Source organism: Blautia sp. 1033sp1_1033st1_G9_1033SCRN_220408, from assembly GCF_040929965.1.
In the GTDB taxonomy this organism is placed as follows: Bacteria; Bacillota; Clostridia; order Lachnospirales; family Lachnospiraceae; genus Blautia_A; species Blautia_A ammoniilytica.
Window position 1 is genome coordinate 1 of the sequence record NZ_JBFKZO010000011.1, and the last position, 23,671, is coordinate 23,671.

Below are 23,671 nucleotides of genomic sequence, written 5' to 3' on the forward strand. Positions count from 1 at the left end.
ACCTGGGCCTTCGCCCCGCAAAAGCTGGCAAAATCATGACGTCCGATGAGAAAAGAAGTGGCTTCTCTCATCTTATCCACATCCAGCTTATAATGGTAAAAATATGAATACAGCCGTTCTGTAGGTACAGGAAATTTGCGATTAAGGATCCGGTACTGATAAGTCTTTTCGCTGTCACAATACCTGGGATGAAAATCCGGATCCACTTCTTCAGAAAGCTGGATGCGGATATCCTCCGGAAGCCTCTGATTCAGAGCATAAGAAATCTTTTCGCCCGGAATCCGTGTCTCAGTATCAAACACAGCCACATTTCCCATTGCATGCACCCCTGCATCTGTACGGCTGGCTCCAATGGTCTCAATCTGTTCTCCCAGCAACTGGGATAAGGTTTCATTCAAAACGCTTTGTACTGTAATTCCATTTGGCTGCACCTGCCATCCACTATAATTGGTTCCATCGTACGCTACTACAAGTCCGATTCTTTTCATATTTTATATCCCCACTACCCGAAACAGGATTGCAATTGCCAAATATCCGGTCAGAATCCCATAGGCTGCATAATCCCTGCCTGCATATTTCAAAGGTTTCATCTGTGTCCTGTCATCTCCGCCATGATAGCACCTTGCTTCCATGGCCATTGCCAGATCATTGGCACGACGAAAAGCTGAAATAAACAACGGAACAAGCAGCGGAACCATATTCTTTGCTTTCTGTATTAGATTTCCATTTTCAAAGTCTGCTCCTCTTGCAATCTGCGCTTTCATGATCTTATCTGTCTCTTCCAGCAAAATAGGAATAAATCGAAGTGCAATGGACATCATCATTGCAATCTCGTGAACCGGAACATGGATCTTATTCAAAGGACGAAGCTGACGTTCTAATCCATCGGTAAGCTGATTGGGTGTTGTGGTAAGAGTCATAATGGAAGATCCGATCACCAGATAGATCAGACGTATCGCCATTCTCCCTGCCAGCACCAAACCTTCTTTTGTCACCTTAATAAATCCCCAACGCCATAACACTTCGCCTGGTGTAAGGATAATATTAAAAACAATAGTAAATAACAAAAGTACAAAAATCGCTTTCAGGCCTTTAAAAATAAATTTAACAGGTACCTTGGAAATCAGGATCACGCTGCCCAGAAATACTGTAGCAACCAAATATCCCCAAAATGTATGAAAAGCAAACACTGAAACAATAAACATCAATGTACCCAAAAGCTTAGTTCTTGGATCCAGCTTATGAATCAGAGAATCGGCAGGATAATACTGGCCAATGGTAATATCTCTAATCATCTGCCTTTCCTCCCTTCTTCAGTGCTTTCAGAATGCTGTCTTTTGCTTCTTCCACAGTGATGGCATTTACATCCACATCCAGCCCTTTTTCCTTCAGGGCATGCATAATATAAGTGATCTGCGGAGCTGCCAGCCCCATTTTTTCCAGTTCCTGATAATGGGAAAATACCTTTCTTGGTGTGTCATCAAATACAGCTTCACCATGATTCATAACCACCAGCCGTTCCACATACTTGGCAATATCTTCCATACTGTGAGATACAAGGATAATGGTGATGCCGCGCATTTTATGAAGGAGCTGGATCTGATCCAGGATATCATCACGGCCTTTAGGATCCAATCCTGCAGTAGGCTCATCAAGAATCAGGATCTTTGGATTCATTGCCAGCACACCTGCAATGGCAACTCTTTTTTTCTGTCCTCCGGAAAGTTCAAAGGGTGATTTACTGAAATTCTCTTCTTTAAATCCAACATGGGCAAGAGCCTTTCTGGCTTCTTTCTCAGCCTCCTCCCGGCTCAGTCCCTGATTCATAGGTCCAAAGCATACATCGGATAAAACATCACTTTCAAAAAGCTGATGCTCTGGATACTGGAATACCAGCCCAACCTCACTTCGCAGCTTTCTGCGGTCATATTTTTCTTCCCATATATCCTCTCCATTATAAAGGATCGTGCCTGAGGTAGGACGGATCAGCGCATTGAAATGCTGGATCAATGTGGATTTTCCACTGCCTGTATGGCCAATGATCCCCATAAACTGTCCATCTGGGATCACAAGGTTAATATTTTTTAATGCATGTATCTCATAAGCCGTTTCCGGGCTGTACGTATAGGTAACATTCTTAAGTTCTATTGACATAATGCACTCACCAATTCCTCTGTTGTCAGTATTCCCTCCGGGATATCCACACCAGCCTCATGAAGTTCATGAGCCAGCAAAGTTACCTGGGGAACATCCAGTCTGTATTCCTTCAGTCTTTCCACCTGTGAAAAGATCTCCCTTGGAGTTCCCTGCATAACAATCTTACCGCTGTCCATTACATAAACCTTGTCCGCATGGATGACTTCTTCCATATAGTGAGTGATCAGAATCACTGTCACATTTTCTTTCTTATTCAGTTCGGAAACTGCTTCCAGAACCTCATGCCTGCCATTCGGGTCCAACATAGCTGTGGGCTCATCCAGAACAATGCACTGAGGTCGCATGGCCATTACACCTGCAATGGCAACTCTCTGCTTCTGTCCTCCGGAAAGCTTGTTAGGTGAATGGTGGCGGTATGCTGTCATCCCTGTTTTTCTCAGACTGTCACCCACACGTTTCCAGATATCCTCTGTAGGCACACCCATATTTTCAGGGCCAAAGCCTACGTCCTCCTCAACAACAGTTCCAATGATCTGATTGTCCGGATTCTGAAAAACCATTCCTGCTTTCTGGCGGATCTTCCACAATTCCTGCTCCTTGGATGTATCCATATCATCCACCCAGATCGTCCCCTCGGAAGGAAGGAGCAGTGCATTTAATTGCTTTGCCAGTGTGGACTTCCCAGAACCGTTATGTCCCAGGATAGCCACAAAGCTCCCGGCTTCAATGTCCAGGTTTATATCATCGACGGCTCTCTGCATTTCCTGCACATTGCCGTCTTCGTCATACTTGAAATAGTCAAATCCCAGCTTGAACGCCTTAATTATTCCCATATTATTTCTCCTGTAAGTTGGTCTGCTCAGTAACTGCCGGAATCTGTCCGGTCAATTCATCGATCAATGCCCAGATTTCATCTCTTCCTTGCTTTGTCTCAGCAGAAAATGGGATCATAATGCTTCCAGGCCGGAGATTCAACCCGGTTTTGATCGCTTTAAGATTTTTCTGTATCTGGCTGCGCTTTAATTTGTCCATTTTGGTTGCAATGATAATAGGATTGTAGCCGTTATGTACCACCCAATCATACATCATCTTATCATTTGCAGAAGGATCATGTCGGATATCCACCAGCAGAAATACTGCTTTCAATACTTTTGAAGTATGAAGATACCTTTCGATCATCTTTCCCCATTTTTCTTTTTCAGATTGGGGAACCTTCGCATATCCGTATCCTGGAAGATCTACAAGATAAATACTTTCGTTTATATTGTAGAAATTAATGGTCTGAGTCTTGCCTGGCTGCGCACTTGTCCTTGCAAGAGCCTTTCGGTTCACCAGACTGTTGATCAGTGATGACTTTCCTACATTGGACTTTCCTGCAAATGCCACTTCCGGTCTTCCAGTATCCGGAAGTTTACTGGTGATCCCGCACACAATATCTAATGAAACATTTTTAATTACCATGTAATAATCTCCTTTGCTGCCATGGAACCGCCTTTTTATGCAAAGCCTTTATTTTTTTCCGGAGGAAAGGGCATGCTCCAGAACCTGTCCCATTGTTTCCACATAACAGATTTTCAGATCTTTCGTGATCTCTTTATCCATTTCCTGGACATCCCTTTTATTTTCCTTTGGAACCAGGACTTCTTTGATCCCTGCGTATTTTGCTGCCAGAAGCTTTTCTTTCAGACCTCCGATAGGAAGGACTCTTCCTCTCAGAGTGATCTCTCCTGTCATAGCTACCTCAGCCCGTACAGGAACCTGGATCACAGCTGACAAAATAGCAGTGGCCATGGTAATGCCGGCTGAAGGTCCATCCTTTGGTACAGCGCCCTCCGGGATATGTACATGAATGTCGTTTTCCCTGAAAAATTCAGGAAGGATCCCATATTTCCCGGCTACAGAACGAATATAGCTGATACCAGCCTGTGCAGATTCTTTCATTACATCTCCCAGCTGACCGGTAAGAAGAAATTCCCCTTTTCCCGGCATTACATTTACTTCGATCTGAAGTGTGTCGCCACCCACCTGAGTCCATGCCAGTCCACGTGCAATACCAATTTCATCTTTTTTATTTGCCATCAGGTAATCATATCTTTCTTTTCCAAGGTACTCTGAAAGATTCTTCCCGGTTACACGTATCTTATCCTTGCCCTGTTCCATAATGGCTCTTGCAGTTTTTCTGCAGATCCTGCCAATACACCGCTCCAGGGAACGTACACCTGCTTCTTTTGTATAATTATTAATCATCTTACGGACAGCGCTGCCCTGTATGGTAAGCATATCCTTACTGATGCCATTGATTTCCATCTGCTTTGGAATAAGATGCTCTTTGGCAATATGCTCTTTTTCATTTTCTGTATAACCGGAAATATCCAAAATCTCCATACGGTCAAGAAGCGGTCTTGGAATGCCTTGCAGATCATTCGCAGTTGCAATAAAAAGAACCTCTGAAAGATCCTGAGGGATCTCTACATAATGGTCATTAAATCTGCTGTTCTGTTCAGGATCAAGAACCTCGAGAAGTGCTGATGATGTATCTCCCTTGTAATCACTGCTGGTCTTGTCAATCTCATCAAGCAGGATCAGCGGATTGCTTACACCAGCCTGTGCAAGAGCTGCAGTCACCCTTCCAGGCATTGCTCCCACGTAGGTTTTCCTGTGTCCCCGGATCTCTGCCTCATCACGTACACCGCCCAAACAGATCCTCACATATTTTTTATCCAATGCCTCTGCTACAGACCTGGCAATAGAGGTTTTTCCGGTACCCGGAGGTCCTACCAGACACAGGATCGGGCTTTTACCCTTATGGGTCAGGCTTCTTACAGAAAGAAATTCCATGATCCTCTCTTTTATTTCCTTCAGTCCGTAATGTCCTTTTTGCAGGATCTTCCATGCCTTTTCAAGGTCTTCTGAATCCTGTGACCGCTTATCCCATGGAAGGGAAAGCAGTGTTTCTATATAGCTGCGCTCTACTGTGCTTTCTGCACTGTTGCCATTAATACTTTTGAAACGGTCAATTTCTTTGTTGATCTTCTCTTTTATTTCTTTTGATGCCTGCAGTTCTTTTAGTCTTTTCCTGTATTCTTCAGCATCATCCAGAATATTATTCTCACCCAGTTCCTCCCGGATCACCTTTAACTGCTCCCGGAGAATGTACTCCCGCTGATTCTTATCTACCCTGGCTTTCAGCTTCTGCTGAAGTTCTTTGGTAATGTCCAAAAGATTGATCTCATTGGTGAGAAGTGCGCCGAGTACTTCGTACTGCTCCTCAAGGCCTGACGCTTCAAGAAATCTCTGCCTGTTCTGATAGGTAAGAGGCAGATTCACAGCAACCTGCTGGATCAGTTCTTCCACATCTGCAATATCCAGAATACGTACTGCCATCTCCTTACTCATCTTACCATTGTCCTGGCAATACTGCTGGAAAAGGTCATGAATGCTGCGATGCATGGCAGCCTTTACCGGTGCCTGCAGCTCTTCTTCCTCCTGCCGGATCATGGAAACCTCAGCCTTAAGATAAGGCTCTTCCTGATCCAGGGCCAATAAGTCCGCTTTTTCTGTTCCTTCTACCAGAACCCTTAAAAGATTCTGGGGAAGCTTTACTACTTGTTTTACATAGGCGATCGTTCCGGTCTGATATAAATCCCGGAGTTCTGGTGTTTCCTGCCTGGAATTTCTCTGTGTCACCAGAAAAATCTTCTGGTCCTGGACCATTGCTGCCTCAATCGCCTTCATGGAACGCTTGCGGCTTATATCAAAATGAACAACCATTCCCGGAAGAATAGTAGTTCCCCTAAGTGCTATGGCAGGCATTATAATGACTGGTTCACTCATCTATTGTCTATCCCTTCATCAGGCTGTTTCCGGGGTTCCGCTTTTCTTGATCCTTGGACTTTTACGGCCTGCCGGTTGTGCCGGAGCTTCTCCCCGGACAATCTCCGGTTTGCCGGTTCCCTCTACAACCTCTTTAGTAATAATACATTTGCGGATAGTATCATCTGAAGGAGCCTGATACATCAGATCCATCAGCGTACTCTCCATAATGGCACGCAGACCTCTGGCACCTGTCCGGCGCTCCATGGATCTTCTTGCCATCATTTCCAGTGCTTCTTCCTTAAAATCAAGTTCCACACCATCTAATTCAAACAATTTGTGATACTGCTTTGTCAATGAATTCTTAGGCTCGCGAAGAATACGGATTAAAGCCTTCTCATCCAAACTGTCCAGAGTAACAACTACCGGCAAACGCCCTACAAACTCCGGAATCAGGCCATATTTGATCAGATCTTCCGGCATAACATCCTTAAGCACGTCACCTACGTTCCTCTCTTCTTTAGAGGTAACTTCTGCGCCAAAACCAATGGCTTTGGTATCCTGTCTGGATTCAATGATCTTTTCAAGACCATCAAAAGCACCACCGCAGATGAACAGGATATTGGTAGTATCGATCTGCAAAAATTCCTGATGAGGATGCTTTCTTCCTCCCTGCGGTGGAACGCTTGCCACTGTGCCCTCCAGGATTTTCAAAAGAGCCTGCTGTACGCCTTCTCCGGAAACATCTCTGGTGATGGAAACATTCTCTGATTTTCTTGTAATCTTATCGATCTCATCAATATAAATAATGCCATACTGAGCTCTCTCAATATCATAATCTGCTGCCTGGATAATCTTTAAAAGGATATTTTCCACATCCTCGCCTACATATCCGGCTTCTGTAAGAGTGGTGGCATCTGCAATGGCAAAAGGTACATTTAAAAGCCGTGCCAATGTCTGTGCCAGAAGTGTCTTACCGGATCCGGTGGGTCCAAGCATAAGAATATTGCTCTTCTGCAGTTCCACATCCAGGTTCCTGGATGCGGTCACTCTTTTATAATGATTATATACTGCTACGGAAAGAACCTTTTTTGCTTCATCCTGTCCGATCACATAATCGTCCAGAATGGCATGGATCTCTTCCGGCTTAAGCAAATTGATCTCAGATCCCAGTTCTTGATCGTATCCTCCAAATTCCTCTTCCATGATCTCTGCACAGATACCTACGCATTCATCACAGATATATGCGCCGTCTGGTCCTGCGATCAGCTTCTTTACCTGATCCTCCGTTTTACGGCAAAAGGAACATCTTATTTTTCCCTCTCTTATCTTCTCTGCCATGGGTCAATACATTTCCTTTCTATTTCTTTGCAGAAGCATTCCCATAAAAAATACAGCTTCTGCGTCTTTCCTTTTTAAGCAAGATAAGACTCCTGATGTTCAGGAGTCTTTTCTTAATCATTACATACAAAAGAAAGCTCCTGTTTGAGTCCTCTTTTGTTTATGTTGTTACTTATGCATGACAACACCATCGATCAGGCCATAAGCTTTAGCTTCTTCTGCTGACATATAATTATCCCTGTCAGTGTCCTTCTCTACAACCTCCAGTGGCTGTCCGGTATTGGCAGCAAGAATCTCATTTAAGGTTCTTTTCGTTTTTGCAATATGATCAGCTACGATCTGGATCTCTGTAGCCTGTCCCTGGGCACCGCCTGAGGGCTGATGAATCATGATCGTTGAGTTTGGAAGGGCAAATCTCTTACCTTTCGTACCTCCGGCCAGAAGAAATGCTCCCATGCTGGCAGCCATTCCAAGACATATTGTAGATACATCACATTTGATATACTGCATTGTATCATAAATAGCCATGCCGGCTGTCACAGAACCTCCCGGGCTGTTAATATAAAGCTGAATATCCTTTCCAGGGTCTTCTGCTTCCAGGAAAAGCAGCTCAGCCACTACAAGGCTTGCGCTTACATCATTCACTTCTTCTCCCAGGAAAATGATCCTGTCCTTTAAAAGTCTTGAATAAATATCGTAACTTCTTTCCCCTCTGCTTGTCTGTTCAATGACATATGGCACTAAACTCATAATTTCCTCTTTTCTACTCTCTGATTAAACGTAACTGTTCAGTACCCTTACAGTTGCGAGGCAGAATATGTTTCAAAACACCTCACAGGATACTTCCTATTGAATAGTTACAATTAAGCTTCTTTTGCAGCATCAGCTAACATAGTAACTGCTTTCTGTACTGCCAGGTCTTCTTTCATCTGTCCAAGCCCCTGCTCGCCAAGAAGCTCTCTGACTTTGTCAGCTTCCATCTTATACATCTCAGCCATCTTGCTGATCTCTTCATTGATCTCATCCTCAGATGCTTCGATATTCTCTGTCTCAACCACTTTCTCAAGAACCAATCTAGTCTGGATTCTCTTAAGAGCCTGTGGCTTCATATCTTCCATCATCTTGTCCATGCTCTGACCTGTGAACTGGAAGTACTGCTCCATGGAAAGGCCCTGGGACTGCATTCTTCTTCCGAAGTCATCCATCATCTGACGGCACTGTGTATCGATCATTGCCTCTGGAATATCCATCTGTGCATTCTCGATCACTTTATCGATCACTGCGTTCTCTTTTGCAGTTTTTGCTTCTGCTTCTTTTTTCTCTGTCAGTTCCTTCTTAACATTCTCTTTGTACTCAGCAAGAGTATCGAACTCAGAAACATCCTTTGCAAAATCATCATCCAGCTCCGGAAGTTCTTTTGCTTCGATCTTCTTAACATCACACTGGAATACAGCTTCTTTGCCTGCAAGCTCTTTTGCCTGATATTCCTCTGGGAATGTAACCTTAACTTCTACATGGTCACCTGTATTTGCACCGATCAGCTGATCCTCAAATCCAGGAATAAATGTGTTGGAGCCAATAGTCAGCGGATAATCGCTGCCCTTGCCGCCTTCAAATGCAACACCGTCTGTGGATCCTTCAAAGTCGATAGTAACAATATCATCCTTCTGTGCTGCACGATCCTCTACAGTGATTGTTCTGGAGTTCTTCTCCTGCTCTTTCTTAACTTCAGCATCAACTTCTTCATCTGTTACACTGATCTCTGTCTTTGGAACTTCCAGTCCCTTATACTCACCAAGAGTAACTTCCGGCTTAACAGCTACTTCTGCTGTAAAGATAAAGTCTTTTCCAGGCTCCATCTGTACAACGTCGATCTTAGGCTGGGAAACGATCTCAAGTTCGCTCTCTGCAGCAGCTTTGCTATAATGCTCCGGTAACAGTGCATTCACAGCATCCTCCAGGAATACTCCCTTTCCGTACATCTTCTCGATCATCTTTCTTGGAGCTTTTCCTTTACGGAATCCAGGAATGGAAATTCTGTTTTTTGCTTTTTTGTAAGCACCTTCCATTGCCTTGTCTAAATCCTCAGCAGAAACTTCAATCGTAAGCTTCGCCATGTTTTTTTCCATTTTCTCAACCTGTAAACTCATTTTCGTGTTCCTCCTTAAAATTCAGGTAAAATAATACATTGCCATCCGGTCTGTCAAATATCCATGCAGGCAGTCACTGTCTCAGACTTCTGGCCTTTAATTTTTATAACGCTCATGAATAACGCTACAATTCTTTATAATTACAGTCATTGTAGTAGTATAGCACAGGAGTTTCAAAAACGCTAGTGTTTTTTCAAAGGAAAGCCCCCATTTTACATGGTTTTTCCGGCAAAAGACCATTTTACCGGGTATATACTACTGATTCTGCAATTTCATCTGCTTTTTCTTTTCCAAGAAGCTGTTCAATCAGGGATAGTGCAAAATCAACGGCTGTACCCAGTCCCCTGCTGGTGGTAATATTGCCATCTGTTACCACTTTTTCCAAGGATTTTTCTGCCCCTTTTAATCCGTCCATGCAGGAAGGATAAGCAGTTGCTTTCTTTCCCTCCAGAAGTCCCAGGGAAGCCAGCACAGTAGGTGCTGCGCAGATAGCTCCGATTTTTCCGCCTTTCTGATCAAATTGTGTCAACAATCTTGCAAGTGGCTCATACTCTCCCAGGTACTTTGTCCCCGGCATCCCGCCAGGAAGCACCAGCATATCCGCATCTGAAAAATCAGTTTCATCAAATAAAGAATCTGCCAGAAGGGCAATATGGTGAGAAGTAACTACTTCTTTTTTGTCCATAATTGAAACGGTAGTGATCCGGATCCCTGCCCTGCGCATCAGATCTACTACAGCAAGTCCTTCAATATCTTCAAATCCCTCTGCCAGAAAAATATAAACATTTTTTGCCATTATTATTTCCTCTTTCTTCCTATTTTATTTCTCCCTTGTTCCATGTATAATGAGATTGGGTTTTCCCACATTATAAATGGTATTGGTTTTCCCCATATTATATAAGGAGGCTTTTATTATGGAAATCGAACGAAAATTCCTGATTTCTCAGGAAAATCTGCCCCAAAACCTGGTATCTTATCCTTCAAAAAAGATCCAACAGGGATATCTGTGTACAGATCCTGTTGTCCGTATCCGCAGATCCAATGATTCTTATTATCTTACCTATAAATCCAAAGGACTGATGTGCCGTGAAGAATACAATCTGCCTCTTACTCAGGAAGCTTATGAGCATCTGAAGCCTAAAACAGATGGTGTTATCATATCAAAAACCCGATATGTGATTCCGGAAAAGGACGGTCTGACCATTGAATTGGACATATTTGACGCTCCATATCAGGGGCTTTTCCTTGCAGAGGTAGAATTCTCTTCTAAAGAAGAAGCTATATCTTATATACCTCCAGAATGGTTCGGTGAAGAAGTAACCAACTCTTCCAAATATCACAACAGCACTTTAAGTAAGGGAAATTGCCAGTTGTAGCAGTTTTAAGTATTTCCGATTATCTGTATCTTGATTACAGTTTGCTCTGTATCCAGATGCATTTTTATCTGATTTTTTATTTACATCTTTTTGCCTTTATCTGCGCAGGCCTGAAGTGCTTCAAAAACAGCGCTTCTAAAGCCTGCCTTTTCCAAAGTACGCACACCCTCAATGGTGGTTCCTGCTGGTGAGCATACCATATCTTTTAATTCTCCAGGATGCATTCCTGTCTCAAGTACCATCCTGGCACTTCCCAGAACAGACTGTGCAGCAAACTGGTATGCCTGTTTTCTTGGCATCCCCTGTGCCACTGCTGCATCTGCCATTGCTTCAATGAATATAAATACGTATGCCGGAGAACACCCACTGACTGCTCCCACTGCATCCATCAATCGCTCCGGCACAACCTGCGTTTTGCCAAAACTGTCAGTGATCTTCAATACCTGTTCCAGATCATCATCTGTTACCAGTTCATTTCTGCAAACACCTGTCATACCTTCACCTACCTGAGCCGGGGTATTTGGCATAAGGCGTACTACTTTCAGGGATGTCTGACATATTTCCTGTATCCAGTCCAGACTTTTCCCTGGTGCAATACCGATCACCATATGCTCTGGAGTAAGATCCGCCCGCACTTCTTCGATCACTTCCTGATAGAACTGTGGCTTAACGGCCAGAATGATCATCTTTGCATTTTTAACTACCTGGCGATTGTCCAGGGTGGTTACAACTCCCAGCTTTTCCCTGCTTCTTTTGCTGCCTTCTTCTGTAAGATTTGATACAATGATCTCATCCTTCTGAAAAATCCCTTTTTTCAGGATCCCGCTGATCATCGCAGATCCCATGTTCCCACATCCGATAAATCCAATTTTCATCTTCTTTGTCTCCTTGTATACATATACAGCTTTAACAAAACACCCCTGAAAGCCTGCTATTACAAGCGTTCAGGGGTTCAGCAAGCAGATAACGGGAATCGAACCCGCCTCCTCAGCTTGGGAAGCTGATGTTCTACCAATGAACTATATCTGCGAACGGATATATTATAGCACCATCTGCATTTTTTGGCAAGTAGTGACCTTTATTTCTTTCTATGCTATAATCCATTTGGCTGTGGCTGCAGCAACATAACTTAGTACACTTATTCGCAGAATAATGTGCTGGTTTCAAATTTATAAACGCTTATTTATTGGAGGTTTTTATGTCTTCTTCAAAAAGTCAATCCAATCCGGAATACCCTGTCTTTTTCAGTAAAAATGTAACATTTGTACTGAAAGGAGCAGGAATCATCCTGATGCTGTTCCATCATCTTTTCAGCTGTTCCGCAGATCTTGTTGAAAAGTATCATGTTTCTTCCAGATTGATCCCTATCGATAAAATAATGACCTTAAGTGCACTAAGCAAAATATGCGTAGCCATCTTTGTCTTTCTGTCAGCATGCGGAATCACCATTTCTCTTCGCCAGAAGCCAAAAGACCAGCAGACTGGTTACGTATGGCATCGCTATAAGAAGCTTGCTTTCGGTTTTCTGATCGTTTACCTTATCAGTATCCTTACCTTTTTCTTAAGAGCGGACCGACTTGGGATTTACTTTAAAGAAGGCGGCTTAAAAGGTATCTTTTATATGATCATCGATGCCTCGGGACTTGCCAGCTTCTTTGGAACACCATCCTATAACGAAACCTGGTGGTACATGTCCGTAGCCATCCTGATGGTCTTTGCCATGCCTTTGCTGCTCTCCCTGTATGACCATTTTGGCATATCTGCTGTAGTTGTGGCTGCCATGTTAACATATTTAGGGATCCCTCTCACTGCATTCACCACTTACCTTTTCACCATGCTCCTTGGGATCATGGCCGCCAGTGAAAATATTTATGGATATCTGTTTTCTCTAAGGAAAAAATTAAAGTCCATTAAATCGGATACTGTGTTTTATAGCCTGGCACTGATTTTTTTTGCATTTTTGTTCCTTGTCATCCTAACTTTCCGTTTTAAATGCGGTCACGAAGATCTTACAGACGGATTGCTGGCGTTGATCCTTTCCGGTATTTTCTTTATTCTTACAGATCTGAAGGGATTCCGTTTTCCGTTTTTATCTTTACTTGGAAAGCATTCCATGAATATGTTTCTTCTGCATACGCTGATTTTTGAATACTATTTCACGGACTTTATTTATTCTTTCCATAACTGGCTGCTGATCACCCTTGTTCTACTCTGTGCATCTCTTGCCATATCTGCAGTCATTGATTTCTTTAAATCAAAATATTCGGTTTATCATTAAAAAACAGCTGTTTTTTTAAAAAAGGGCTGATGCAAAAATACAGCATCAGCCCTTGACCTTTATTTCTTATTCTTTTCTGCTTCCAGTTTTTCTGCTTCCAGTTCTTCTTCTGTCTTTGTCCAGTTTCTTCTTCCGTATCTGGTAGCCAAATCCAGCATTTCCTTCTGCAGCTTTTTCGTAAACTGTCCCTTTTTCAGACGCCATCTCCAGTTTTTGCCCAAAGTAGATGGCTGATTGATCCTGGCACTGTTATCCAGTCCCAGATAATCCTGCATCGGAATAATGCAAAGATTCGCCACACTTCTCATAACCAGTGTGATCAGATCCTCGCAGATACCTTCGTCTGAATCATGGAAGTTTCTCAAATACTGACGAACCAGTCTTCGCTCTTCCGGAGAAATATCGCGGAACCAGCCTCTCAATGTCTCATTATCATGGGTACCTGTATAAACCACACAGTTTCTAGGATAATTATGCGGAAGATAATCGCTGGCATTTCCTGTATCTCTTGCATCAAATGCAAACTCGATCACTTTCATATTGGGTAATCCGCTGTTCTCTACCAGCTGTTTTACAGTATCTGTCATAAAGCCCAGATCCTCTGCAATAATATCTCTGTCACCAAGTCTGTAAGAAATAGTACGGAAAAGATCCATTCCAGGTCCCTTTTCCCACCAGCCATTTTGTGCGGTCGTATCGCCAAATGGAATTGCATAATACTCATCAAAGCCACGGAAATGGTCGATTCGTACAATGTCATACATATTAAAGCAATGAGCAAGACGTTTCACCCACCAGTCGAACCCTGACTGTCTGTGAACATCCCAGTTATACAGCGGATTGCCCCATAACTGTCCGGTAGCAGAAAAGCCATCGGGAGGACATCCGGCCACCTGTGTAGGCTGATTTTCTTCATCCAGTTTAAACAGCCACGGACTTGCCCATGTATCAGCACTATCCAGTGCAACATAAATCGGGATATCTCCAATAATACGAATCCCTCTACTATTTGCATATGCCTTTAATTTGCCCCACTGCTCATAGAACTTAAACTGCATATACTCCTGAAATTCAATCTCATAATAAAGCTCTTGTCTGTAATAATCCAACGCATTCTGCCAGCGCAGGCGGATATCCTGTGCCCACTCACTCCACGGTGCACCCTCAAACCTGTCCTTGACAGCCATAAACAGTGCATAGTCCTTTAACCAATATCCCTGTTCTCTCTGGAATTTCAGAAAATCTTGATTCTTGGTAATATCACTGCGGCCATATGCCTTACGGAGGAGCTTATACCGTCCCTTATACAGCTTTTCATAATCAATATCATCTGCTTTATTTCCAAAGTCTACACTATTGCATTCTTTTTCTGTAAGCACACCCTCCTGGATCAGATCTTCCAAACTGATAAAATAAGGATTACCTGCAAAAGTGGAAAAAGACTGATAGGGAGAATCCCCATAGCTGGTCGGACCAAGGGGCAAAATCTGCCAGCAGCACTGTCCTGCTGCTTTCAGTTCATCTACAAAATCATATGCACTCTTTGAAAAACACCCGATTCCGTACTTTGACGGCAGGCTGCTGATTGGAAGCAGTACACCGCACTCTCGTTTATTTATCATGATTACCTCCCTCGAAAATTCTGTAGGACTGTTTCTTATTTCCAGATAAGATATTCCAAATACCTAATACAGCAAATATTAAGTAACCGCCATATTGACTTGCCTTAATTGTCACTGTACTGGTGTCTCCAAACAAAATAAGTGCAGTCCTTATACACCAATGTTAATATTGGCATAAAAAGCACTGCACCGTCAATAATAAACTTTTTAGAAATATGTTATTTTTTCACTCATGCAGAATATCTGGCATTTTCAAATTGGTTCATGCTGTCTTCATATGCTTGCAATCTTGCTTTTGACTCCCTGCTCAGATTCCTTGGAACCTGGATCCTGACCTCTGCATACTGGTCTCCCCGTACAGAGGGATCTTGCATTGATACAATGCCTTTCCCCTTAAGACGGATTTTCGTTCCGGACTGTGTGCCTTCCTTGATCCGGCACATCACATCACCATACAAAGTATGCACAACTGCTTCTCCACCTAACACAGCGGTAGTGAATGGGATATTCAATATTGTATATACATCCTGTCCTTTTCTCTCAAAACCGGTCTTAGGCATAACATGGATCTTCAAAATCAGATCTCCAGGCTGGCCGCCACCTGCACCTGGCTGCCCCTTTCCACGAAGCCGGATGCTTTTTCCGGTATCAATACCTGCCGGGATCTTCACCTGCAATGTATGTGTTTTCCCTATACCATTGGCATCCGATAATGAAATCCGTTTCTCACAGCCAAAAGCTGCCTCGTCAAAGCTTACTGTCACATCGGCATTCAGATCAGCACCATCACGGCTGCCTCCAAAACCTCCGAAGCCACCTCTGCCTGTGCCAAATCCCTGATGGAAGCCATCTGATGAGCCGCCGAAACTGCTTCCAAAGCCGCCAAATCCATGGGAGCTTCTGTTCCCAAAGCCGCCGAACATATTTTTCAGAATATCATCCATGTCACCACCTTCAAAATGATATTCCTGGTAGCCATCGCCACTCCTGCCGTAATTGCCATGAAATCCGCCAAAACCTTCGGTACCTGCACCGCCTGCACCTTCATCAAAGGCAGCATGGCCATACTGATCATACATTTTTCTTTTTTCAGGATCGCTAAGCACAGAATAAGCCTCTGTGATCTCTTTAAACTTCTGTTCAGCCTGCGGATCCCCTGCATTTGAATCCGGATGATACTTCTTTGCCAGTTTTCTGTATGCTTTCTTAATGGTACTTTCCTGTGCATCTCTGTTGATGCCAAGCACCTGATAATAATCTCTCTTTGTTTCCATAGTCTCACTCCCTGTTCTACTTGTAATATAACACCCGTTTTTTAGTACGTCAAGCATCTTTTATTTATTTCACATAATCTTCACAGTATTTAAGTCGAACGTGCATGAGACCTGGATTGTCCTCCCACTGATAAAAACTTTTTCACCTAAGGACAGCAATAGAATATGCCGGCATCTGAAGAATACCTTCCTTTAGTGTGGGAGCAACCTCTTTCCCAACCAGTATATCCTCCAGCGAAATATTCCCCCGTGTTTTCTGATTCAGGCTTACTCCTGTAAGATCCACAGCTTCCTGTTCTCCTGAGATATTATATACCAGCAGAATTTCCGAATCATCCAGGCTTTTACGGATAGTACAGATATTGTCTCTGGAAAGATCCTCTTCAAAAGTCACTTTTCCCATTTGGATCTCCGGATATTTTTCTCTCAAATGAAGCGCAGCTTTTACATACTGATACACCGAAGCTTCATCCTTTTCCTGATCTTCAAGGCTTCCATATTTCATCTTTACTGTATCCATAGCTTCCGGTCCATTGCACATGCCTTCTGCATTTTTGTCTGTACTCCAGTACATTGGGGCACGGAAATTCTCGTCTTTTCCCGCTCCCTTCATCCCAAGTTCTTCCCCATAGTACAAAAATGCCTGTCCGGACATGGTAAGATTCATGGCCTGAGCGATCTTAGTCTGGCTTTCGCTATCTTCTCCGGAATAATATCCTGCACCTCTTGCCATATCGTGATTGGTATAAAATGGTGCATCCACCGGATCCTCCCCGTGCTTTTCAAGGGTATTCTGCAAGGTAATCAGCGCCTTTCCATAAGAAGAAGCATTATAGGAGCTCATCTTCTTTACAGTATCTGCAATGATCCCCTCATTACCGGCAAAAGCAAAATCAAAGCAACTGTCAATCCCGCTGGCATAATATTTCCCGTAGGTATCCATATCTGACCACACTTCTGCTACAATATATGCGTCCGGTTTATTAGTCTTTACCATCTGATTAAACCAGGTTAAAACTTCCACATTTTTATCCGTCATATCGCTGTAATATTCTTTTGCCGCATCCAGACGGAAGCCATCCACCCCCAGTTCCTGCCAGAACCGGACAATCTTTTCAAATTCCTGCCGCACCAATGGATTTCCCAGATTCAGATCCGGCATCTCACTCCAGAATCTAGACTCATAGAACCAGGATGTTCCCTCCAGCTGATTGTATCCTGCCTGATTTTCCCTGGAAAAATTATAATAATCCACATATGGACATGTTTCACTATCCGGCTCCTGTCCTTCCGGAAGTGACTGTAGATATTCAGAGGCCTTCAAAAACCAGGGATGCTTAGAGGAAGAGTGGTTCATCGGCAGATCTATGATCACCTGGATTCCTCTTTCATGACACTTGGAAACCAGGCTTTTAAAATCATCCAGTGTTCCATATTCCGGATCAATGTCCATATAATCCATTACATCATATTTATGATAGGTAGTGGAAGGCATCACCGGCATAAGCCAGATCATATCACAGCCCAGATCCTCTTGTGTACTTTCGTCTCCATCGTTTATATAGTCCAATTTATGGGACACACCATTCAGATCACCGATACCATCCCCATTGCTGTCATTGAAGCTATACACAAAAATCTCATAGCAGGTATTGCTTGTTCCTTCTGCTGCCTGCACAGAATTTCCCATAAACATGGTCTGCATGCAAAGTACTGCCACCAGTCCCTTGATCCATTTCTTTTTCATTCTTCTTCTCCTTCTTCCTGTATTCTGAGGGTGTTATCCCCATCATCTCACGGAAACTTTTAGCAAAATAACTCATCTCCTGAAATCCACACAGCTCGCCAATATCTGCAATCTTTTTCTCTGTAGTTATCAGCATTTCTGCAGCTCTTTGTACCCGGAACTGCTTCAGATAACGGATAGGTGTTGTCCCAATCGTCTCACGGAAGCACCTGAGGCATTCACTTTCACTGATCATTGCCGCCTGTGCGATCATCCCAATAGTCAGCGGCTCTTCATAATACTGCTGTATATACTGAAGCATAGACTTGATCCGTTCGCCGTTTCTTAATATTTTAGGCGATGGCTCATGACCAGATAGTGGACAATGGTTATACAACAGCAATATCAGCTTTGATAACGCAGCCCTTACCTGAAATTCATATCCCGGATATTCCTGCACCATTGCCTGCCATGCCTCTTCAATGGCAGCGCAGGCATCCTTATGCCATGTCTCTTCACTGTCAAAAACAACCATCTGAAGAGATGTATCTGTAAGTATTGGGCGCAGATATTTCTGCCAGAAAACACTGTCTCTCCCGCCGATCAGCCTTGGATGAAACACAAGGGAATGGAACCTGCAGTTTCCCTTTTCAGCATTCCAGGCACCATGCAGTACACCTGTATTAATGAAAAATCCACAGCTTTCCTTTACCTGAATTTTCCGGGAACCGGCTGCCGAAATTACATTTCCCTCTGACACTACCACAGCCTCCAGTTCTTCATGCCAGTGCCAGACAACATTTGCCTGTTTCAGATCATCATGATAACAGGCAACAGGAAATACATAAGATCCATGCTGTAAAAGTTCCTGACCTGTACTGTCGATATTCTGGATACATTCCTGGATTGCCATAGATTTTAGTTCCTTTCTGATTCTCTGTGATCATACAATCGTTAGGTATTCGTAACAATTCGGTACCCGCACAGTTACAAAGCAAGCTGCATTCCAAGTCATCTCTGGTGATGGATTTTTGGCGATTTTATCATATATTTATGAGGATTATCTTCTACTGTTTCCGATTTTATGATGATATAATCGTATCACAATGATAGGAGGTTGACAATATGATTCATTTATTACTGGCTGTTATTTACTTATCCTTTATCAGCCTTGGCCTTCCGGATTCCCTTCTTGGAGCTGCATGGCCTAAAATGTATCTTGAATTTGGAGTTCCGGTTTCTTCTGCCGGTATTATTTCCATGATCATTTCCATGGGCACCATTATTTCCAGTCTTCAAAGTGACCGGCTTACCAAGAAACTGGGAACCGGCAGGGTTACTGCGATCAGCGTAGGTATCACTGCTGCCGCACTGTTTGGTTTTTCTATCAGCGGTTCCTTCTGGATGCTCTGCCTCTGGGCCATCCCCTATGGACTGGGTGCAGGAAGCGTAGACGCATCCTTAAATAACTATGTTGCGCTTCATTACGCAAGCCGTCATATGAGCTGGCTGCATTGTATGTGGGGACTGGGCACATCCCTTGGTCCTTATATTATGGGATATGTACTTACCGGTGGACAGCGTTGGAACATGGGATACCGTTATATTTCCTGCCTGCAGTTTATGCTGACAGCAATTCTGGTATGCAGTCTTCCTTTATGGAAAAAAGTGGGTGGAAATGCTCAGGTGCAGGAAGAAGCTTCTTCAGAACCACTCCCGCTGAAAAAAATACTGTCTATTTCCGGTGCAAAAGAAGTGATGCTCGCATTCTTCTGTTATTGCGGCATTGAACAGACTGCCATTTTATGGGCAAGCAGCTACCTTGTTTTCCACAGCGGTTTTTCTGCTGAAAAAGCAGCAGGACTTGCAGCGTTGTTCTTTATCGGCATTACCGTAGGGCGTGCTCTTAGCGGTTTTATCACCATGAAGCTGTCCGACCCGCAGATGATCCGTATGGGACAGGCTATTATTCTGGCTGGTATCCTTATCATGCTTCTGCCAGTCGGCTTTGGCTCACAAGCAGGACTGTTGATGATAGGTCTGGGCTGTGCTCCTATTTACCCATGCATCATCCATTCCACACCTGATCATTTTGGAGCAGATAAATCCCAGGCAGTGATCGGTGTACAGATGGCAAGTGCTTATATGGGAAGCCTTCTTATGCCCCCTGTATTCGGACTGATTGCCCAGAACCTGAGTACCTCCCTGCTTCCTATGTTCTTTCTGCTTTTACTGATTCTGATGGTTTTCATGCATGAAAAACTCCTGCGACTGACTTAGTCAGTCCAGGAGCCATTTTTTGATTGCATAAGCGATCCCATCTTCATTATTGGAAAGAGTAACTTTATCTGCTTTATCTTTTACTGCCTCTTCAGCATTCTCCATTGCAATTCCCCATCCTGCAGCTTCTAGCATGGGCATATCATTTTCCGAATCTCCAAATGCAGCAGCATCCTTAATGGAAATTCCAAGGACCTTACAAATATCCTTCAGTCCTTTTCCTTTGTCAATCTGTCTTGGAATGATTTCCAGATAAAAAGCAGCTGTTCTTACAACCGTCAGATCCTCATCCAGATGTGCTGCGATCTGCTGCTGTATCTGAAGAATCTGTTCCGGGTCAACTGCCAGAAGAAGTTTCACAGGAGCAAAGTCCAGAAAATCGGACAGGTTATCAACTTCTGTACAGCTCATCCGGTTGTTTCTGCATTCAAATTCCACTTTATACCCTTTTTCATCGGTAACATAAAACTGCTTCCCATCATCCAGAATCACTGTTACAGGCAAGGTTTCCAGATAACGAAGAACTGCTTTTGTTTTCTCTTTGTCCATGCTAGTCTCTGACAGAACACTTCCATCCGATGCCAGAATGATCCTGCCTCCATTGTAAGCCATCAGGATTCCCTGATGCGTGTACAGTTCCAGTTCTTCTGCCATTTCATAAAGTCCAGGAACCGGTCTGGCAGATGCGAGCATAAGCCTTACCCCTTTTTCCTGTACCTGCAGAAGTGTATTTTTCGTATCTGATGTGATCTTCTTTTCATCGTTTGTCAATGTGCCATCAATATCAAGTGCCAGTAGCTTTACTTTCATGTTCCTTACCTTTCTGTAATACCTTTACCTGTTTTTATAAGCTGGTGATATTTTTATAACTCCTTGTAACTGTACAGTAATTGCAGGATACTGCCTGCAGTATAGTTACCAATCCTTGACTTCTCCGGTGAGCTTCTGAATATATGCTGCTGCATCCGGATACTTTTTCAAAAGTTCTTCCCGGTTACCATGTTCATACTCTTTCTCAGAATATGCAGGACACATGGTAGTTCCAAGCAGCGCCCATTTTCCCCCTTCTTTCAGGCGGGATCCCTGCCATACGCCCCCTTCGACCACATGCTGGGGTACCTGCCCCTTAAAAAGATCTGTTCCAAGAACTGTAAGCTTTGTACTTCCATCCGGCATAAGTTCACACAATTCCACTGGATCTCCCATATAGAAATGATACACTTCTTCTCCTGTGAGACGATGTAAATGTGAAAAAGAATCCTCTGTCAGAAGATAGTAGATCGCACTTCCCTCTGAAATCTCATGATCTTTTTTCTTACTTTTCCAGGTTTCTTTCACCATGCCGCCTTCCTGTCCCAAAGGCACCATATCTAATAATCTAATCACATCCTGCGCTGTCATATACGCTCCTATTATCCTTGCTTCGTTCTGAATGTTATTACTTTTCACGCTTTTCTATTTATTCTACATTGATCCAGGCGCCGCCAGTTCTAACACTTTCCAACACGCCCTGGCAGATCCTGGCGATTCTTGCTCCCCTGGCAAAATCCGGATAAGTTTCCCCTGGCCTGCCTTCCTGGACGGCCTGGTAAAAAGCCTCAAACATCTGTATAAAGGTTTCTGAAAATCCATTTCCAAAGGCAAAAACCTCCTTCCGGATCCCTTTGCCCTTTCTGGCTGTAAACAACTGATTGTTTTCCTCCTCATTCCACCAGATATTCCCGTCAGTTCCTGTGATCTCCAGGGAAAGATGATTGCCTCTTCCAGGAGATACTTCCGAAAGTACCACACTTCCCAGTGCCTGATTTTCAAATTTCATCTGAATAATGGCTGCATCTTCTGATGTTACTTCTATCTTGTCTCCATCCAAGGAAGCAGATGCCTGCACTTTTCTTCCGAATTCATCCGCCTTTTCAGAAGCTTTATCTGGATACATCATACCGTCTTTTAAAATCCGGTGAGGCGTATAGCATGCGAATAAGGCAGATACTTCCTTAATCCTCTGTCCTGATATATATTCTGCTATGTCAAACCAGTGGGTTCCGATCTCGGAAACTGCCCGCATTTCTCCTCCGGTTTCCGGATGATATCTCCAGTCATAGGGTGCCGGAAGTGCTCCAAATTCCTGCAAATATGTTCCATGGATCAGGATCGGGCGTCCGATCATACCATTCTCCACCAGTTCTTTTGCCCGCTGGCATGCCATATGATACCGGACATTTAGTACCATTCCACAGATTTTTCCACTCATTGCGGCCTGTTCTGCAAGATCTTTTGCCTCTGTCTGTGACAGACTCAGTGGTTTTTCACACAATACATGTTTTCCTGCATCTAAAGCGGATTTTACCAGAGTCCCATGTGTAGCCGGCGGGGTGCAGATATGGATCACATCTGCCTCTGATTCCATGATCGCCTCCACTGAAGTTACCCATTTAGGAATCCCCCACTTTTTTGCAAATGCTTTTGCATGCTCTTCTTTCTGACTCATTACCACATCAACAGACACATTACAGGCACGAAGTGCTTTCATATGTACCTCTGCTGCAAATCCTGTTCCAATGATCCCTGCTTTCATCATCTGCCTCTTTCTTTTACTATCTTATCTACAACTATCAAGTTGTTACTGTTCACTTTGTTCGCAGTAATCTATCGTTTTATAAATCCTCTGTCTTGACTTCCCCTGTTCTCTTATCCCTTTTATTTTTTCGGCTGATAGCGCATGTCCGAAACATTGTACACCGTAACAAAAGCTTTTGGATCCTGATTGTTAATGAAATTCATCAGTTTCTGATATTCTGTCTTATCTACAATAGTAATGATCTCATTCCTTTTCTGCATATTGTAGGCACCTATGGATTCGTAAATAGTAGCTCCACTATGCAGTTCTTCAATAATGAACCTGCGAAGTTCTTCTTCTTTTTTTGTGATAATACATACCCTTCGCTTAATATTGTGGTCAAAAATAAAATGATCCAGCACAAGGCCGTTAAAATAGGTTCCAAGAATACTCAGCACAACCGTTTTCTTATCATATACCAATGCTGCGGAAAGAGCCACGCACATCCCGGACAGGGACATTGCCTTTCCCAGTTCCATATGAAGGTACTTATTCATAATCTTTGCCACAATATCCAACCCGCCGGAGGATGCATTTCTATTAAAAAGAATACTAAGTCCCACACTGACCACCAGGATATAGGAAAGCACATCCAGTTCCTGGCTGCCGGTCATAGAACCCATATCCGGAAATATCCTCTCAAACAGACCAATAAATACAGGCAGCATAATGCTTGTATAAACCGTTTTTATTCCAAACTCTCTTCCACAAGTGATAAAACCTATGATCAAAAGCACCACATTCAGAACCATAGTAATTGCAGACAAGGGAATTGGTACAAAATTGGACAGCACAATTCCAAGACCTGAAATACTGCTGACGGAAGTATGGCTTGGCACCAGAAAGAAATAAACCGCAGCTGCTATGATAGCTACCGCCCAGGTGAGAACCACCGTTTCTTTTATTATATCTACGTAATTTAATTGCTTTTTCATAATCAGATTCCCGGCTTTCCTCTATTATTCATCCATGAATTGTATCATATCCACACACAAAAGGAAACGTGTAGTGTAATTTTCGTTACTGTTAGTACATTG

22 protein-coding genes and 1 tRNA gene are annotated in these 23,671 nt (G+C 43.3%); 3 read left to right on the forward strand and 20 right to left on the reverse strand.

Annotated elements, in window-relative coordinates; genetic code table 11:
- The 10 genes from truA to AB5916_RS09645 form a co-directional block, all read right to left on the reverse strand.
- Positions 1-488 (reverse strand): tRNA pseudouridine(38-40) synthase TruA (truA, locus tag AB5916_RS09600; protein WP_368190538.1); only part of this gene is annotated, 488 nt, incomplete at its 3' end.
- 3 nt (positions 489-491) lie between these two features.
- The gene (locus AB5916_RS09605; protein ID WP_158420895.1) at positions 492-1,295 is read right to left on the reverse strand and encodes an energy-coupling factor transporter transmembrane protein EcfT; all 804 of its coding nucleotides are present in this window, start codon (positions 1,293-1,295) and stop codon (positions 492-494) included.
- Positions 1,288-2,154, reverse strand: coding sequence for an energy-coupling factor transporter ATPase (locus tag AB5916_RS09610; RefSeq protein WP_368190540.1), 867 nt, complete (start codon positions 2,152-2,154; stop codon positions 1,288-1,290). The genes AB5916_RS09605 and AB5916_RS09610 overlap by 8 nt, the downstream gene beginning before the upstream one ends.
- Complete coding sequence (locus AB5916_RS09615) at positions 2,145-2,990, reverse strand: energy-coupling factor transporter ATPase (RefSeq protein WP_158420897.1); 846 nt, start codon at positions 2,988-2,990, stop codon at positions 2,145-2,147. The genes AB5916_RS09610 and AB5916_RS09615 overlap by 10 nt, the downstream gene beginning before the upstream one ends.
- A 1-nt stretch (position 2,991) precedes the next feature.
- On the reverse strand, positions 2,992-3,618 hold the full coding sequence (gene yihA / locus AB5916_RS09620; protein WP_158420898.1) for a ribosome biogenesis GTP-binding protein YihA/YsxC: 627 nt from the start codon (positions 3,616-3,618) through the stop codon (positions 2,992-2,994).
- 48 nt (positions 3,619-3,666) lie between these two features.
- Positions 3,667-5,991: an endopeptidase La gene (lon, locus tag AB5916_RS09625; protein WP_368190542.1), complete on the reverse strand. Its 2,325-nt coding sequence runs from the start codon at positions 5,989-5,991 to the stop codon at positions 3,667-3,669.
- 18 nt (positions 5,992-6,009) lie between these two features.
- Positions 6,010-7,311 (reverse strand): ATP-dependent Clp protease ATP-binding subunit ClpX, encoded by a 1,302-nt coding sequence (gene clpX / locus AB5916_RS09630; protein ID WP_173728673.1) that lies wholly within the window; start codon positions 7,309-7,311, stop codon positions 6,010-6,012.
- A 168-nt stretch (positions 7,312-7,479) separates the two neighbouring features.
- On the reverse strand, positions 7,480-8,061 hold the full coding sequence (gene clpP / locus AB5916_RS09635; protein WP_158420901.1) for an ATP-dependent Clp endopeptidase proteolytic subunit ClpP: 582 nt from the start codon (positions 8,059-8,061) through the stop codon (positions 7,480-7,482).
- Positions 8,062-8,174: 113 nt separating this feature from the next.
- Complete coding sequence (gene tig / locus AB5916_RS09640; RefSeq protein WP_368190544.1) at positions 8,175-9,461, reverse strand: trigger factor; 1,287 nt, start codon at positions 9,459-9,461, stop codon at positions 8,175-8,177.
- 241 nt (positions 9,462-9,702) lie between these two features.
- On the reverse strand, positions 9,703-10,257 hold the full coding sequence (locus AB5916_RS09645) for a DJ-1 family glyoxalase III (RefSeq protein WP_368190545.1): 555 nt from the start codon (positions 10,255-10,257) through the stop codon (positions 9,703-9,705).
- Between the two features lie 118 nt (positions 10,258-10,375).
- Here AB5916_RS09645 and AB5916_RS09650 point away from each other — a divergent pair, with 118 nt between their 5' ends.
- Positions 10,376-10,837: a CYTH domain-containing protein gene (locus AB5916_RS09650; protein ID WP_368190546.1), complete on the forward strand. Its 462-nt coding sequence runs from the start codon at positions 10,376-10,378 to the stop codon at positions 10,835-10,837.
- Between the two features lie 80 nt (positions 10,838-10,917).
- Here the strand turns inward: AB5916_RS09650 and proC are convergent, their stop codons facing one another.
- Positions 10,918-11,712 (reverse strand): pyrroline-5-carboxylate reductase, encoded by a 795-nt coding sequence (proC, locus tag AB5916_RS09655; RefSeq protein ID WP_368190547.1) that lies wholly within the window; start codon positions 11,710-11,712, stop codon positions 10,918-10,920.
- Between the two features lie 83 nt (positions 11,713-11,795).
- Positions 11,796-11,866: transfer RNA gene (locus tag AB5916_RS09660), tRNA-Gly, on the reverse strand.
- Between the two features lie 169 nt (positions 11,867-12,035).
- Here AB5916_RS09660 and AB5916_RS09665 point away from each other — a divergent pair.
- Positions 12,036-13,115, forward strand: coding sequence for an acyltransferase family protein (locus AB5916_RS09665; RefSeq protein WP_368190548.1), 1,080 nt, complete (start codon positions 12,036-12,038; stop codon positions 13,113-13,115).
- Positions 13,116-13,174: 59 nt separating this feature from the next.
- Here AB5916_RS09665 and malQ read toward each other — a convergent pair whose 3' ends face one another.
- The 4 genes from malQ to AB5916_RS09685 all read right to left on the reverse strand — a co-directional run bounded on the left by malQ (position 13,175) and on the right by AB5916_RS09685 (position 18,650).
- The gene (gene malQ / locus AB5916_RS09670; protein ID WP_368190629.1) at positions 13,175-14,776 is read right to left on the reverse strand and encodes a 4-alpha-glucanotransferase; all 1,602 of its coding nucleotides are present in this window, start codon (positions 14,774-14,776) and stop codon (positions 13,175-13,177) included.
- A gap of 191 nt (positions 14,777-14,967) precedes the next feature.
- Positions 14,968-16,011, reverse strand: coding sequence for a DnaJ C-terminal domain-containing protein (locus AB5916_RS09675; RefSeq protein WP_368190550.1), 1,044 nt, complete (start codon positions 16,009-16,011; stop codon positions 14,968-14,970).
- Positions 16,012-16,153: 142 nt separating this feature from the next.
- Entirely contained in the window at positions 16,154-17,758 is a 1,605-nt protein-coding gene (locus tag AB5916_RS09680) for an alpha-amylase family glycosyl hydrolase (RefSeq protein WP_368190552.1), read from the reverse strand.
- A complete protein-coding gene (locus AB5916_RS09685) occupies positions 17,652-18,650 on the reverse strand; it encodes an AraC family transcriptional regulator (protein ID WP_368190553.1) in 999 nt (332 codons plus the stop codon). Before AB5916_RS09685 ends, AB5916_RS09680 begins: the two co-directional genes overlap by 107 nt.
- A 212-nt stretch (positions 18,651-18,862) precedes the next feature.
- Between AB5916_RS09685 and AB5916_RS09690 the strand changes: the two genes are divergently transcribed.
- Positions 18,863-20,017, forward strand: a complete 1,155-nt coding sequence (locus tag AB5916_RS09690; RefSeq protein ID WP_158421449.1) for a sugar MFS transporter — start codon at positions 18,863-18,865, stop codon at positions 20,015-20,017.
- Here the strand turns inward: AB5916_RS09690 and AB5916_RS09695 are convergent, their stop codons facing one another.
- The 4 genes from AB5916_RS09695 to AB5916_RS09710 form a co-directional block, all read right to left on the reverse strand.
- Positions 20,018-20,827, reverse strand: a complete 810-nt coding sequence (locus tag AB5916_RS09695) for a Cof-type HAD-IIB family hydrolase (RefSeq protein WP_368190555.1) — start codon at positions 20,825-20,827, stop codon at positions 20,018-20,020.
- A 105-nt stretch (positions 20,828-20,932) separates the two neighbouring features.
- Complete coding sequence (locus tag AB5916_RS09700; protein WP_368190556.1) at positions 20,933-21,403, reverse strand: cupin domain-containing protein; 471 nt, start codon at positions 21,401-21,403, stop codon at positions 20,933-20,935.
- A gap of 73 nt (positions 21,404-21,476) precedes the next feature.
- Positions 21,477-22,595 (reverse strand): Gfo/Idh/MocA family protein, encoded by a 1,119-nt coding sequence (locus tag AB5916_RS09705; RefSeq protein ID WP_368190557.1) that lies wholly within the window; start codon positions 22,593-22,595, stop codon positions 21,477-21,479.
- A 119-nt stretch (positions 22,596-22,714) separates the two neighbouring features.
- Positions 22,715-23,569, reverse strand: coding sequence for a YitT family protein (locus AB5916_RS09710; RefSeq protein WP_158421445.1), 855 nt, complete (start codon positions 23,567-23,569; stop codon positions 22,715-22,717).
- Positions 23,570-23,671 lie beyond the last annotated feature (102 nt).